Origin of the sequence: Aeromonas sp. R7-2 (genome assembly GCF_040908105.1) — a bacterium.
Taxonomy (GTDB): Bacteria; Pseudomonadota; Gammaproteobacteria; order Enterobacterales; family Aeromonadaceae; genus Aeromonas; species Aeromonas caviae.
In genome coordinates, this window is record NZ_JBFODC010000024.1 from 53,076 (window position 1) to 66,915 (window position 13,840).

Genomic DNA, 13,840 nt, shown 5'->3' on the forward strand with positions numbered 1-13,840 from the left:
CTCATAACCCCTCCGTACTTTGATTCGCCTCCCGATTGGGCAGCGATATCCGCAGAGCGATGTAACCGATCACGGCCGCGAGTGTGGAACCTGCCAGGATCCCGAGGCGCGAGTAGCTGCCGTAGTCCAGTCCGCCATGCTCGAATGCCAGCGATGCGATAAACATCGACATGGTGAAGCCGATGCCACACAGGATGCTGACGGCAAAGATCTGTCTGAAGTTCACTCCTTGCGGCAATTGGGCAATGCCTGATTTCACTGCCAGCCAGCTGATGGTGAAAATCCCGAGCGGCTTGCCGACGAAGAGCCCCAGGATGATCCCCATGGGGAGCGGATTGAGCAGAGCCGAGAAGTAGACCCCCTCCAGCGATACCCCGGCGTTGGCGAAAGCGAACAGCGGCAGGATCAGGAAGGCGCTCCAGGGGTGCAGCACATGCTCCAGATGCTTGAGTGGCGATGCGTAACGCTTGCCGTTGAGGGGGATCATGAAGCCCACGATGACCCCCGCCAGGGTCGCATGGACACCGGACTTGAGCACGGCAACCCAGAGCACCAGGCCGACTAGCATATAGAGTCCAATCCTGTCCTCACCACGGCGATTCATCCAGAGCAAGGTCAGGGTGGCCACCACACCTATCGCCAGCGCAGTCAGCGACAGTTGCTGGGTGTAGAAGAGGGCAATGATGATGATGACCCCCAGATCGTCCATGATGGCCAGCGCCAGCAAGAAGACCTTGAGGCTGGTCGGTACCCGCTTGCCCAGCAGCGCCATGACCCCGAGAGCGAAGGCGATGTCGGTTGCGGCCGGAATCGCCCAGCCAGCACGGGTAGCCTCGTCTCCGTAGTTGAAGAAGCTATAGATGAGGGCCGGTGCCAACATCCCACCCACGGCGGCAATGGCCGGGAAGGTTGCCTGCACCCGGGAGGAAAGCGCCCCCTCCAGCATCTCTCGCTTCACCTCGAGACCCACCAGAAGGAAGAAGATCGCCATGAAGCCATCGTTGATCCAGAGCAGCAGCGGCTTGTTGATGTCGAGCGCCGCGATGCGAACCTGCACCTCGGTATTGAGGAAGCTCTGATAGTGTTGCGCCAGTGCCGAATTGGCCAGGCCGATGGCAAGCAGGGCGGCCAGGATCAGAATGATCCCGGAAGCAGACTCCAGTTTGAGAAAACGCTTGAATACATCGCTCATATCTAACTACCCATAAGATTCCATTTTTTCAGTCTAGGGCCCGAGTAGCTCAATGAAAAATCGTTTCTAACGGCCGATAACAACGGAAAAACCGAAAGCAAAACATATAATGCCTGCTATAAGCCGGTTACTACCCTCTTTCAAGAGCCTTCTCTCCACCCGGAACATCGCATATAAATTCACATAAAATGCAAAAGGCGCCCGCAGGCGCCTCTAACAGCTGAGTGTCAATTCATCGTCACCTGAGAGGCGGGACTCGCCCCAGGCTCATTACTTACTCAAATAGCGACAGGCGCCTTGATCCCAGGATGGGGATCATAGCCCTGGATCTCGAAATCCTCGAATCTGTAATCGAAGATGGAGTCAGGTTTGCGCTTGATCACCAGTTGCGGCAAAGGGCGCGGTTCACGGGTGAGTTGCAGTGCGGTCTGCTCCATGTGGTTGGAATAGAGGTGCACATCACCACCGGTCCAGACAAAGTCCCCCACTTCCAGATCGCACTGCTGCGCCATCATGTGGGTCAGCAGCGCATAGCTGGCAATGTTGAACGGCAGGCCAAGGAAGACATCACAACTGCGCTGGTAGAGCTGGCAGGAGAGCTTGCCATCCGCCACATAGAACTGGAAGAAGGCGTGACAGGGTGCCAACGCCATCTTGTCCAGCTCGCCCACGTTCCAGGCGGAGACGATGATGCGGCGGGAATCCGGGTTGTGCTTGATGTCATCCACCGCTTTCTGGATCTGGTCGATGACAGATCCATCGGCCGCTGGCCAGGAGCGCCACTGGGCACCATAGACAGGCCCCAGATCACCGTGCTCGTCGGCCCACTCATCCCAGATGCTGACACCGTGCTCTTTCAGATAGGCGGTGTTGGTATCGCCATTGAGGAACCAGAGCAGCTCATGAATGATGGAGCGCAGGTGGCACTTCTTGGTGGTCACCAGCGGGAATCCTTCCGCCAGATTGAAGCGCATCTGATGACCGAACAAGGAGACTGTCCCGGTGCCGGTGCGATCGGATTTGACGGTCCCTTCATCCAGAATTTTCTGCATCAGGTCGAGATAGGCACGCATTACTTCGCCTCCTTCGGTGCATTGCCGAACAGACGGGGCTGCTTGTAGGCGGCCCAGACCATGAGGCCCCCCGCCACTATCATCGGGGTAGAGAGGATCTGACCCATGCTGATCTCGTTGAAGTAGAGACCCAGCTGGCTGTCTGGTTGACGAACAAACTCCACCAGGAAGCGGAACAGACCGTAGAAGAGCAGGAACATCCCGGAAATGGCGCCACGGGGTGGGTGCTTGCGCCAGAACAGGTTCAGGATGATGAAGAGCACCACACCTTCCAGCGCGAACTGGTAAAGCTGGGACGGGTGACGCGGCTCGGGGCCCGCCTCGGGGAAGATGATTGCCCAGGGGACATCGGTCACCCGACCCCACAGCTCGCCGTTCATGAAGTTGCCGATGCGGCCAACACCGAGGCCAAACGGAATCAGCGGCGCCACGAAATCCGCCACGGTGAAGAAGTGGCGCTGGGTTTTGTGGGCAAACCAGATCATGGCGGTGATCACCCCGATGAGGCCACCGTGGAACGACATGCCACCGGTCCATATCTTGAACAGATAGGTCGGGTCGGCGAGGAAGAGATCGAAGTTGTAGAACAGCACGTAACCGATGCGCCCGCCCAGGATCACCCCGAGGAAGCCATAAAACAGCAGGTCGGATACCTCGTTGCGGGTCCAGCCGCTATTGGGTGCATCGGCACGGCGACCAGCCAGCCACATGGCGAAGGCAAAACCGAACAGGTACATGAGACCATACCAGCGTACCGATAATGGTCCCAAACTGAATGCTACGGGATCAATCTGCGAGAAAACCCAATATCCGTCGTGCTGCATAGGCGGCCCCAATCATAAGAAAAGCCGCATTCTCCGATCATTCTTACGCAGTAACAAGGTGGAATATCAATCGGGCAGCCTGACCTTGTGCCCAGCCCGCAGCAATCCGCCCAGACCGTGTTCTTCCAGATAGCGGGCAAACAGGCCGCGCAGCACGTGAGGATTGTCATGCTTGAGACCATCCGCCATCAGCGCCTTCAACTCACCAAGGTCGGATTGCCGCAGCACGTATTTGATACGGGAGATGTTGTGGGTATTCATGCTGAAACGGCGATAGCCCATGGCCAGCAGCAGTAGCACACCGACCGGATCGCCAGCCAGCTCGCCACAAACAGAGACCGGCTTGTGATAGCGCCGGGAGGCATCGACCAGCAGTTGCAAAGCGCGGATCACAGCGGGATGGAAGGCATCGTAGATGCTGGCGACACGGGCATTGTTGCGATCCACCGCCAGCAGGTACTGGGTCAGGTCGTTGCTGCCCACCGACCAGAAGTCGATGAGCGGCGCCATCTCCGGCAGGATGTACAGCGCGGAGGGGACTTCGATCATCACCCCGAGACTGGGGTAGCGGATCACCGCATCGCGGCTGGCCGCTTCTTCCGACACCTCGCGCCACGCCTGATCCAGCAGACGACGGGAGGCCTTGATTTCACTGACGCTGCTGATCATCGGCAGCATGATGGCCAGATTGTCCAGCCCTTCGCTGGCCCGCAACATGGCCTTGAGCTGAACCAGGAAGAGCTCGGGGTGATCCAGGGTGAGCCGGATCCCCCGCCAACCAAGGAAGGGATTTTCCTCCACGATGGGGAAATAGGGCAGTTGCTTGTCCCCCCCCACGTCCAGAGTCCGCATGCAAACCGGGCGATCCCGATAGGTTTCCAGGATCCCGCGATAGCGGGCAGTCTGCTCCCACTCCGAAGGGAAGCTGTCCTGCAGCATGAAGGGGATCTCGGTGCGATAGAGCCCGACCCCGTCCGCCAGATGATTGAGGGAGATCTCGGTATCCGCACTCAGCCCTGCGTTGAGCAGCAGAGAGACCTTGGTGCCGTCGGCAGTCTCGGAGGGCTGGTTGTCGACGCTGCGCACCAGGGTGTCGAGTGCCCGCTCCTCACTCAGCAGTTGCCGGTACTCGGTCAGGATCACTTGGTTGGGTTCGATGAAGAGATCGCCGCTGTAGCCATCGATGACCAGAGTGCGACCGCCGATGTCACCGAGAGGCAGATCCACCCCCATGATGGCCGCCACCCCCATGGCACGGGCCAGGATGGCGGCATGGGAGTTGGTCCCGCCCTTGAGCGACACCACACCGCTCAGAAATTCCCTCGGGATCTCCGCAAGGATGGTGGCCGTCACTTCATCGGCGACCAGCACCACGGGTTCGCCGATGGTGAGCTGCTCGGGTTCGTCCTGCACCAGCCGGCTGATGAGCCGCTGGGCGATGTCTTTCACATCGGTGGAACGCTCCCGCAGATAGGGATCCTTCATCCCCTTGAACTGCTCTATCAGCCGATCGCTGATGAGTTTGACCGCGGAGATGGCGGTCCAGTGTTCCTTGCTGACCTTGTTGCGGATGGGCTTGATGTAGCCGGGATCGTTCAACAGGTGCAGATAGATGTCGAAGATGGCGACCGAGTCCTGGCTGTAGCTCTCGCGAAAGCGCAGTGCCAAGCTCTCCAGATCGTGGCGCACTTCCTCCACCGCCAGCTCGAGACGGGCAAGCTGCTTGGCATGATCCTCGTCCTTGCGCGGCGTGATGGTATTGAGCGCCTTGCGCGGACGCCACACCCAGGCCTTGGCGATGGCGATGCCACTCGCCCCGGCAATACCGCGCAGCGGCTTGCTCCAGTCGGTCTTCTGCAGCCACCCCTTGGCCTGGGCCTGGGCGATGCGGGCAGCCAGCTGAGCCGCCAGGGTGACCATGAAGGACTCCTCCCCCTCATCGAAGAGGCGGCTCTCCTTCTGCTGCACGACCAGAATCCCCACCACCTGACGCTGATGCATGATGGGAGCGCCGAGGAAGGAGCGAAACGCCTCTTCCGCCACATCGGGCAGGAACTTAAAACTGGGGTGAGAGGGGGCATCGGCCAGGTTGATCAGCTCTTCACGCTGACCCACCAGGCCGACGATACCCTGCTCGAACGGCAGGGTGGCCTTGCCCACGGCCGATTCGGCCAGACCATCGGTCGCAGCCAGTCGATAGCGGCGCATGTCCGGCTCGGCCACATAGACGGAGCAGCAGTCCACCGTCATGGCGAGCCGGGTCTGGCTCACCAATGCTTGCAAGGCCTGTTCGAGGGTGTTGGCCTCGGCCATGCTTTCCACGATGCGTCTGAGTTCCGTCAGCAACTAGTTATGCTCCTTAACGCGAGCGGTTGCGCCGCCCATCTTTTCGGTTAGCCTGCACCACGGGGACTGGCATGGCCAGCGGGGCAAACTCTTTCATCACCCGGCGGTAAACCTCCCGCTTGAAGGAGACGACCTGACGAACCGGGTACCAGAAGCTGACCCAACGCCAATCATCAAATTCCGGGTGACCATGACAGCCAAACTGGATCCTGGACTCTTTGCCAGGATCGAGCTGCAACAAAAACCATTTCTGCTTCTGGCCAATACAGACCGGTGAACTGTCCCAGCGGACGAGTCGTTTGGGTAAGCGATACTTCAGCCAGTTGCGACTGGTCGCCAGTATGGTCACATCGTCCTGCTTGAGGCCTATCTCCTCATACAGCTCACGATACATGGCCTGTTCCGGCGATTCACCATCATCAACCCCCCCCTGCGGAAACTGCCAGGAGTGCTGCCCATAGCGCTTAGCCCACAATACTTGTCCGTCACGGTTACAGATCACGATGCCGACATTGGGACGAAATCCGTCACCATCTATCACGTGATCACCTTATAAAGGCTGAATCTATAACGAGATTGTTCCACATTCACCCCGTGGCGGCAAACAGGGACTGTCATCTTCCATTCATGAATAACTTGGCATTTCAAGCAAAGTTATAAACAAATTGAAGGTTCATGCTAGGCAAGTTGCCCACCCAGACTGTGCATAAACCTGTGATCAAGCAGGTATATACAGTAGTTTTATACTGTGGCATTGCACGGAAGCATATCATACCCGATTCACTTAAAAACAAAATATACATTTAAATACATAAGGTTATAGTTTGATTGCTGGATCAAGATCCATGTCTTTTGCCTAAGAGGATCCAGCCTGTCAATTGTGAACAAGTTCGACTGCTCAAAGATCCACCAAGACGGATTTATCCACAGATATGGCGCATTATCTGCACCGAAATGGCGCTGAAAATCGGCGTACTCTCACATTTATTTCTGGTGCCACGCTTCCTTTCACCACTTTACGCCAGTTATCCAAGATTTCTGTGGATAACTGTGTGCAACAGCTCGCACAAACCCTTGGACAACTCGTTAATGCGGGGATCCGGCGTGTCGATATACTGGATAAAGAAAGTAAATCCCTTTAAAATCATTTGGATATGTTGAATTTGGCCATCCATGTCTCCCTGTGTATAGTCGGGCGAGGATCGGTTATAAAATCAGCGATACCATGCAAGGATCCGTATTGCGATGTCTATTATCTCCAGAGGAGCCCTCATGCCTGCCAATCCCCAGTCAGAACAAGAGCTGCTCAGTCGAGCCTACGCCATGGCTGGCTTCACTCTGGCCCAGCTTGCCGCAACGGCGGGCATCCCCGTACCGCGGGATCTCAGACGTGACAAGGGCTGGACAGGGCAGTTGATCGAGTGGCAGCTGGGGGCCAGTGCAGGTAGCCGTCCCGAGCAGGATTTTCCGGATCTCGGTATCGAGCTCAAGACGATCCCCGTCGATCCTCAAGGGCGCCCGCTGGAAACCACCTTTGTCTGCGTGGCCCCCCTCATCGGGGTCAGCGGCCAGCGCTGGGAGGAGTCGAACGTGCGCAACAAGCTGTCGCGGGTGCTCTGGATCCCGGTGGAAGGCAGCCGCGACATCCCTGTCGGCGACCGTCGCGTCGGCATGCCGCTGCTATGGAGCCCGAATGAAGAGGAAGAAGGACTGCTGCGCCAGGACTGGGAAGAGCTGATGGACATGATAGTGCTGGGGGAAGTGGAGCAGATCAGCGCCCGCCACGGCCAAGTATTGCAGCTGCGCCCCAAGGCGGCCAACAGCAAGGCGCTGACCCGCGCCATCGGCCGCAATGGCCAACCCATCATGACGCTACCACGGGGCTTCTACCTCAAGATCGAGTTCACCCATCAACTCCTGCAGCGCCATTTTGCCCTCCCCCTTTGATCCTGCTTATCAACATCCTTGTCATAAAGTGATATAAAAATAACCAGCGCTACTTTCTTCGCAGCCAGTGACAAGGAGTCCATATGCCGATCAACAAGCAATTCCTCAAATCCCGTCCCGAGGTCAAGGTGACCTTTGCCGTCGAAAAGGAGGCCGCCGGTGATGCCGAGCAGGTCTTGCTGCTGGGTGAATTCAGCCAGTGGCAGCCCATTGAACTGAAGAGGATGAAAAACGGGGAGTTCAAGGCGACACTCAACCTGCCGACCGATGGCCCCAGCCATTTCGAGTATTGCTATCAGCTAGTGCAACCCGATGGTGAAACCCTTTATGACAACGACTGGGAGGCGGACGACTATGTGCCTGGCCCCTTCGGGCGTGACAACTCGGTGGTGCGGGTCAGCCAGCCCGGTTGAGCCAATACCCCGCACACGGATACAAAAAAGGCTCGCCATTGGCGAGCCTTTTCACTACCTGTCGAGCTTTTCGCCGACATACCGACACCAATTCGAATCGAATTAGTTGAGCTTCTCTTTGATACGAGCAGCTTTGCCGGACAGGTTGCGCAGGTAGTACAGTTTGGCGCGGCGAACATCACCACGACGCTTCAGTTCTACACTGTGGATCAGCGGAGAGTGAGTCTGGAATACACGCTCAACACCTTCGCCGTTGGAGATCTTGCGAACGGTGAAAGCAGAGTGCAGACCGCGGTTACGCTTGGCAATCACGATGCCTTCGAAAGCCTGCAGACGCTCTTTACCACCTTCTTTAACACGAACTTGAACACGTACGGTGTCGCCCTGGGCAAAAGCCGGGATGTCGGTACGCAGTTGCTCTTGTTCAAGCTGCTGAATAATCTTGCTCATTGTCTTTCCTTACCTAGGATAAACTGAAAACTCTACTTAACGCTGTCACGCACTTCGCGGACATACTCGGCAAGAAGTGATTCTTGCTCGTCAGTCAGAGCTAGGTTGTTAATAAGTTCCGGCCTTCTCTGCCAGGTTCGTCCGAGCGATTGCTTGAGTCGCCAGCGCCGAATCACTTCGTGATTGCCGCTTGTCAGCGCCTCGGGCACCGTCAGCCCATCCAACACCTCCGGCCGAGTATAGTGGGGATGATCCAGCAGCCCATCCGTGAAGGAGTCCTGCTCGGCACTGGCCTGATCACCCAAGACCCCCGGGACCAGACGCGAAACCGCATCGATCAGGGTCATGGCAGGCAACTCGCCACCACTTAACACGTAATCCCCGATAGACCACTCTTCGTCGACTTCGGTTTGTATCACGCGCTCATCGATACCTTCGTATCGACCGGCGACCAGAATCAGTTTCTGATTCATCGCCAACTCGGTCACGCCCGCTTGAGTCAGCTTGCGTCCCTGAGGAGAGAGATAGATGACTTTCGCCCCGTCTCCCGCCGCTTGCTTGGCTGCATGAATGGCATCACGCAGCGGCTGAACCATCATCAACATGCCGGGCCCACCACCATAAGGACGATCATCGACCGTACGGTGTTTGTCGTGGGTGAAGTCCCGAGGGTTCCAGCACTCAATCTGCAGCAGGCCACTCTTGACGGCCCGACCCGTTACCCCGTGCTCGGTAATGGCTCGGAACATTTCCGGGAAGAGGCTAATGACCCCAATCCACATAAGAAACCTCCGGCACCCGTGTTAGCGCGGGAAACTAGAAACCAGGATCCCAATCAACTTCGATTGTTCGAGCAGTCAGATCAATATTCTTGATCACCTGCTCTTCCAGGAACGGTATCAACCGCTCCTTTGCACCAAAGGCATCTTTTACATTGGCTTCAACCACCAACACATCGTTGGAGCCGGTTTCCATCAATTCGGTCACCTTGCCCAGGTCGTATCCCTTGGTGGTTACCACGGTGCAACCAATGAGGTCACGCCAGTAGAACTCCCCTTCGGGCAACGCAGGCAACAGATCGGCGGGGACGCCAATCTCGACGTTGGTCAATGCCAGGGCATCCTCACGCACATCGATACCATCGAGTTTGCAGATCAGACCCTTGTTGTGACGCTTCCAGGATGACACCCGGATTTCACGCCACGCCCCGTTCTGATTGATCAGCCAGGGGTTGTAATCGAAAATCGCTTCGGCAACATCGGTGAAGGAGTTCACTTTAAGCCAGCCCTTGATCCCGTAAACGGTTCCCAGGGTGCCCAGAACTACAGGTTTTTCCACCTTAACTCCCTACCGTTTGGCTGATTAAGCAGCTTTGGCAGCGTCTTTGATCAGCTTGGCAACGCGGTCAGAAACAGCGGCACCAGTAGCAACCCAATGCTCGATACGAGCCAGGTCCAGGTTCAGCTTTTCAGCGTTACCAGCAGCAACCGGGTTGAAGAAACCGACGCGCTCGATGAAACGACCGTCACGGGCGTTACGGCTGTCAGCAACTACTACCTGGTAGAACGGACGCTTTTTCGCGCCACCACGTTGTAAACGAATGGTTACCATATCGTCCTCATAAACATCTAATGAACAAGGCCTGCAAATACGCAGACCCTAGCTTAAAATAAGCCGCGTAATTCTACTTGGATTCGTAATAATTGCAACCAAGCCAGCTATTTTTTGCGCAGGAATTGGCATGAAAAAGGCTCACCAGGGTGAGCCTTTCTACCTGACCAGCAGGAAAATCAGAACGGACCGCGACCGCCACCACCGAATCCGGGGGGCAGCATGTTCTTCATCTGGCCCATCATCTTGCGCATGCCGCCCTTGCCGGACATTTTCTTCATCATGCGCTGCATCTCGGTGAACTGCTTGAGCAGCTTGTTCACATCCTGGACCTGCATGCCGGAGCCCGCAGCGATGCGGCGCTTGCGGGAGCCCTTGATGAGATCGGGATGGGCACGCTCTTTCGGCGTCATGGAGCTGATGATGGCCTCCATCCGCACGGTGAGCTTGTCATCCATCTGATCCTTGATGTTGTCCGGCAGGCCGGACATGCCAGGCAGCTTGTCGAGCATCCCCATCATGCCACCCATGTTGCGCATCTGGGCCAGCTGCTCACGGAAGTCTTCCAGATCGAAGCCCTTGCCACTCTTGACCTTGCTGGCCAGCTTGGCCGCCTTCTCTTTATCGACGTTGCGCTCCACCTCTTCGATGAGAGAGAGCACATCCCCCATACCGAGGATGCGGGAGGCGAGACGATCCGGATGGAACGGCTCCAGCGCGTCGGTCTTCTCGCCCATACCGATGAACTTGACCGGTTTGCCGGTGATGTGGCGCACCGACAGTGCGGCACCACCGCGGGCATCACCGTCTGCCTTGGTAAGGATCACACCGGTGAGCGGCAGCGCCTCGTTGAAGGCCTTGGCGGTATTGGCAGCATCCTGGCCTGTCATGGCATCCACCACGAACAGGGTTTCGACCGGCTTGATGGTGGCGTGCAGATCCTGGATCTCCGCCATCATTTCGCCATCGACGTGCAGACGACCGGCTGTATCGACGATCACCACGTCATAGAACTTCTTGCGCGCCTGATCGATGGCGGCAGTGGCAATGGCGATCGGTTTCTGGCTGGCATCACTCGGGAAGAAGTCGACACCGATGTCGCCCGCAAGGGTCTCAAGCTGCTTGATCGCCGCCGGACGGTAGACGTCCGCACTGACCACCAGCACCTTCTTCTTGCTGCGCTCCTTGAGCAGTTTGGCCAGTTTGCCGACCGTAGTGGTCTTACCGGCCCCCTGAAGACCTGCCATCAGGATGATGGCCGGCGGCTGGGCAGCCAGGTTGAGCTGTTCGTTGGCCTCCCCCATCACGGTGACCAGTTCGCCATGGACTATCTTGATGAAGGCCTGGCCCGGGCTCAGGGATTTGGCCACTTCCTGGCCCACGGCTCGTTCCTTGACGCGCGCCACAAAATCGCGCACCACCGGCAAGGCGACGTCCGCCTCGAGCAACGCCATGCGGACTTCGCGCAGGGTATCCTTGATATTCTCTTCGGTCAGACGGCCGCGGCCGCTGACGTTGCGCAGGGTGCGCGAGAGTCGTTCAGTCAAATTCTCAAACATGACGCTTTCCGGTTCTTGGCGTGACACTGGGGGCATTATACCCCGGTCAGCACTCTAGGGACGATTACTCGCCGCTTGCCGCGGCGGCCTGCCATCGAACGGGCAGGTCAACAAATGGAGGGCAGTATACCCCAGTCAACGCCGGAGGACGATTATTCGCCGCACGGTGACCATCAACGCCTACTTATATGTGGGCAGTTAGCCTCTGGCACAACTGGCGAGCATATCTTGTGCAAGGTATACTGCCCCTCTTATCCATAAAGCTTGTTTGACAACGACCTGGTTATGATCGTGATCTCTGTTCTGGCCCTGGCGTTTTACCTGCTGGCCATCATCGCCTCACTGCACCTGCTGCTCAGCGCCAAGCCCGTCGGGCAAGTATCGCTGTTCGCCTGTGTCGGCCTGGCCCTGACCGCCCATGGCATGGCGGTGGGCAGCGAAGTGCTGGCCACCCATTCCGGCCAGAATCTCAGCATGTTGAACGTGGCGTCCCTGGTCAGCCTTATCATCAGTTGCTTCATGACCTGCGTCACCCGACGCTTCAACGGCTGGATCCTGCTGCCCGTCGTCTACAGTTTTTCAGCCCTGCTGCTGGCAGCCAGCGCGCTCATTCCCGGGCGCTACATCACCCATCTGGAAGCGCACCCCCAGTTACTGCTGCACATAGGCCTCGCGCTGATGGCCTATTCGGTACTGATGATCGCCTGCTTGTTTGCCCTCCAGCTTGCCTGCCTGGACAGGCAACTGAAATCCAGAAAGATCAGCCACCTGCCAGCCATGCCACCCCTGATGACGGTGGAGAAGCGTCTGTTTCAGCTCATTTCCGCAGGTCTGCTGCTGCTGACTCTCTCCATCGCATCCGGCCTGTTCTTCCTGGAAGACATGTTTGCCCAGGGCAAGTCCCACAAGGCCATCCTCTCTATCCTGGCCTGGTGCGTCTACGCTCTGCTGCTCTGGGGTCACCATACCCGTGGCTGGCGCGGCCGCAAGGTCATCATGCTGAGCCTCATCGGCAGCTTCATCCTGACACTGGCCTATTTTGGCAGCCGTTTCGTCAAGGAAGTGCTGCTTAGCTGACACACGAACATTCCCCAACCATCCTTACAGGAGCCCTTCTTGGACAGTATCTCAACGAGTACATTGCTGATTGTTCTCGTTATCTTGATCCTTTTGTCAGCCTTCTTCTCCAGTTCCGAAACAGGTCTGATGTCGCTCAACCGCTACAAGCTGCGGCATCTGGCCCAGACCAAGCACAAGGCTGCCCGCCGGGTCGAGAAGCTGCTGGCCAGGCCGGACCGCCTGCTTGGCCTCATTCTCATCGGCAACAATCTGGTCAACATCCTGGCCTCCGCCATCGCGACCATCGTCTGCATCCGGCTGTTCGGGGATCTCGGCGTCGCCATTGCCACCTTCGGGCTGACCCTGGTGGTGCTGGTATTCGGGGAAGTCACCCCCAAGACACTGGCGGCCATGTTCCCCGAGCGGATAGCCTACCCTGCCTCTTGGATCCTCAAGGGGCTGATGGTGCCGTTCGCCCCCCTTGTCTGGCTCATCAACAGCATCACGAACCTGCTGCTGAAACTCTTGCGTCTCGAGCACAACAAGGATGATTCCCTCAATTCCGAAGAGCTGCGCACCATCGTCAACGAGGCGGGCAATCTCATTCCCAAGCACCACCAGGAGATGCTGATAAGCATCCTGGATCTCGACAAGATGACGGTGGAGAACATCATGGTCCCGCGCAGCGAGATCTCCGCCATCGACATCAATGACGACTGGAAGATCATACTGCGCCAGCTGGCCCACTGCGCCCACACCAAGATCCTGCTCTATCGCGACAACATCGATGACGTCGTCGGCTTCCTGCACTCACGGGATGCCCTGAGACTGGTCGCCCGGGATCAGTTCAGCAAGTCCAGCCTGCTGCGGGAAGTCGACCCCATCTATTTCATCCCCCAGGGGACCCCCCTCAACGTGCAGTTGGCCAAGTTCCAGCGCAACAAGGAGCGAATTGGCCTTATCGTCGACGAATATGGCGATATTCAGGGGCTGATCACCCTGGACGACATCCTGGAAGAGATTGTCGGTGACTTCACCACCTCCATGACACCGACCCCGAGTGACGAGATCCATCCCCAGCCGGACGGCTCCTTCCTGGTCGAAGGCTCCGCCAGCATCCGCGAGCTGAACAAGGAGATGGACTGGCACCTGCCCATGGACGGCCCACGGACCCTCAATGGCGCAATCCTGGAGTACCTTGAGGAGATCCCCCAACCCAACATCAGTGTCAGGCTGGCGGGCTACCCTATCGAGATTCTCGAAGTGGAGAACAACATGGTGAAGATGGCGAGGATCATGCCGCACCTGTACCGGGACGATTCAGGGTACGAGGATTGAAAAAAGGCTGCCAATGGCAGCCTTTTTG

General features: G+C 57.5%; 14 protein-coding genes. 4 read left to right on the forward strand and 10 right to left on the reverse strand.

Annotation, left to right across the window (positions count from 1 at the left end):
• Position 1 precedes the first annotated feature (1 nt).
• The 5 genes from nhaA to rppH form a co-directional block, all read right to left on the reverse strand.
• The gene (gene nhaA, locus AB5Y47_RS09825) at positions 2–1,192 is read right to left on the reverse strand and encodes a Na+/H+ antiporter NhaA (protein WP_049636461.1); all 1,191 of its coding nucleotides are present in this window, start codon (positions 1,190–1,192) and stop codon (positions 2–4) included.
• Positions 1,193–1,470: 278 nt separating this feature from the next.
• Complete coding sequence (gene thyA, locus AB5Y47_RS09830) at positions 1,471–2,265, reverse strand: thymidylate synthase (protein WP_039039983.1); 795 nt, start codon at positions 2,263–2,265, stop codon at positions 1,471–1,473.
• Positions 2,265–3,089 carry a prolipoprotein diacylglyceryl transferase gene (lgt, locus tag AB5Y47_RS09835; RefSeq protein ID WP_043153049.1) on the reverse strand — a complete coding sequence of 275 codons (825 nt, stop codon included), beginning with the start codon at positions 3,087–3,089 and terminating at the stop codon, positions 2,265–2,267. Before lgt ends, thyA begins: the two co-directional genes overlap by 1 nt.
• Before the next feature lie 66 nt (positions 3,090–3,155).
• Positions 3,156–5,435, reverse strand: coding sequence for a phosphoenolpyruvate--protein phosphotransferase (gene ptsP, locus AB5Y47_RS09840; RefSeq protein ID WP_041214477.1), 2,280 nt, complete (start codon positions 5,433–5,435; stop codon positions 3,156–3,158).
• 13 nt (positions 5,436–5,448) lie between these two features.
• Complete coding sequence (gene rppH, locus AB5Y47_RS09845) at positions 5,449–5,976, reverse strand: RNA pyrophosphohydrolase (RefSeq protein WP_010673089.1); 528 nt, start codon at positions 5,974–5,976, stop codon at positions 5,449–5,451.
• Between the two features lie 731 nt (positions 5,977–6,707).
• On the opposite strand from rppH, the gene mutH reads away from it, so the two are divergent.
• A complete protein-coding gene (gene mutH / locus AB5Y47_RS09850) occupies positions 6,708–7,382 on the forward strand; it encodes a DNA mismatch repair endonuclease MutH (RefSeq protein ID WP_042014896.1) in 675 nt (224 codons plus the stop codon).
• Positions 7,383–7,465: 83 nt separating this feature from the next.
• Complete coding sequence (locus tag AB5Y47_RS09855; protein WP_010673087.1) at positions 7,466–7,795, forward strand: isoamylase early set domain-containing protein; 330 nt, start codon at positions 7,466–7,468, stop codon at positions 7,793–7,795.
• A gap of 102 nt (positions 7,796–7,897) precedes the next feature.
• On the opposite strand, the gene rplS is transcribed toward AB5Y47_RS09855, so the two are convergent.
• The 5 genes from rplS to ffh all read right to left on the reverse strand — a co-directional run bounded on the left by rplS (position 7,898) and on the right by ffh (position 11,415).
• Positions 7,898–8,245 (reverse strand): 50S ribosomal protein L19, encoded by a 348-nt coding sequence (gene rplS, locus AB5Y47_RS09860; protein WP_005313505.1) that lies wholly within the window; start codon positions 8,243–8,245, stop codon positions 7,898–7,900.
• A 32-nt stretch (positions 8,246–8,277) separates the two neighbouring features.
• Positions 8,278–9,027, reverse strand: coding sequence for a tRNA (guanosine(37)-N1)-methyltransferase TrmD (trmD, locus tag AB5Y47_RS09865; protein ID WP_049636462.1), 750 nt, complete (start codon positions 9,025–9,027; stop codon positions 8,278–8,280).
• A gap of 34 nt (positions 9,028–9,061) precedes the next feature.
• A complete protein-coding gene (gene rimM, locus AB5Y47_RS09870; RefSeq protein ID WP_039039979.1) occupies positions 9,062–9,583 on the reverse strand; it encodes a ribosome maturation factor RimM in 522 nt (173 codons plus the stop codon).
• 24 nt (positions 9,584–9,607) lie between these two features.
• Positions 9,608–9,856: a 30S ribosomal protein S16 gene (gene rpsP, locus AB5Y47_RS09875; RefSeq protein WP_010673084.1), complete on the reverse strand. Its 249-nt coding sequence runs from the start codon at positions 9,854–9,856 to the stop codon at positions 9,608–9,610.
• 179 nt (positions 9,857–10,035) lie between these two features.
• Complete coding sequence (ffh, locus tag AB5Y47_RS09880) at positions 10,036–11,415, reverse strand: signal recognition particle protein (RefSeq protein ID WP_010673083.1); 1,380 nt, start codon at positions 11,413–11,415, stop codon at positions 10,036–10,038.
• 285 nt (positions 11,416–11,700) lie between these two features.
• Here ffh and ccsA point away from each other — a divergent pair, with 285 nt between their 5' ends.
• Both ccsA and AB5Y47_RS09890 read left to right on the forward strand, forming a co-directional pair.
• Positions 11,701–12,492, forward strand: coding sequence for an inner membrane protein YpjD (gene ccsA / locus AB5Y47_RS09885; protein ID WP_039040017.1), 792 nt, complete (start codon positions 11,701–11,703; stop codon positions 12,490–12,492).
• Positions 12,493–12,531: 39 nt separating this feature from the next.
• On the forward strand, positions 12,532–13,812 hold the full coding sequence (locus tag AB5Y47_RS09890) for an HlyC/CorC family transporter (RefSeq protein WP_010673081.1): 1,281 nt from the start codon (positions 12,532–12,534) through the stop codon (positions 13,810–13,812).
• Positions 13,813–13,840: the final 28 nt, after the last annotated feature.

Bases quoted from the DNA above. Each gene is read 5' to 3' on its own strand.
- nhaA (WP_049636461.1), bottom strand. From the start codon at position 1,192: ATGAGCGATGTATTCAAGCGTTTTCTCAAACTGGAGTCTGCTTCCGGG.
- thyA (WP_039039983.1), bottom strand. From the start codon at position 2,265: ATGCGTGCCTATCTCGACCTGATGCAGAAAATTCTGGATGAAGGGACC.
- lgt (WP_043153049.1), bottom strand. From the start codon at position 3,089: ATGCAGCACGACGGATATTGGGTTTTCTCGCAGATTGATCCCGTAGCA.
- mutH (WP_042014896.1), top strand. From the start codon at position 6,708: ATGCCTGCCAATCCCCAGTCAGAACAAGAGCTGCTCAGTCGAGCCTAC.
- AB5Y47_RS09855 (WP_010673087.1), top strand. From the start codon at position 7,466: ATGCCGATCAACAAGCAATTCCTCAAATCCCGTCCCGAGGTCAAGGTG.
- rplS (WP_005313505.1), bottom strand. From the start codon at position 8,245: ATGAGCAAGATTATTCAGCAGCTTGAACAAGAGCAACTGCGTACCGAC.
- trmD (WP_049636462.1), bottom strand. From the start codon at position 9,027: ATGTGGATTGGGGTCATTAGCCTCTTCCCGGAAATGTTCCGAGCCATT.
- rpsP (WP_010673084.1), bottom strand. From the start codon at position 9,856: ATGGTAACCATTCGTTTACAACGTGGTGGCGCGAAAAAGCGTCCGTTC.
- ffh (WP_010673083.1), bottom strand. From the start codon at position 11,415: ATGTTTGAGAATTTGACTGAACGACTCTCGCGCACCCTGCGCAACGTC.
- ccsA (WP_039040017.1), top strand. From the start codon at position 11,701: ATGATCGTGATCTCTGTTCTGGCCCTGGCGTTTTACCTGCTGGCCATC.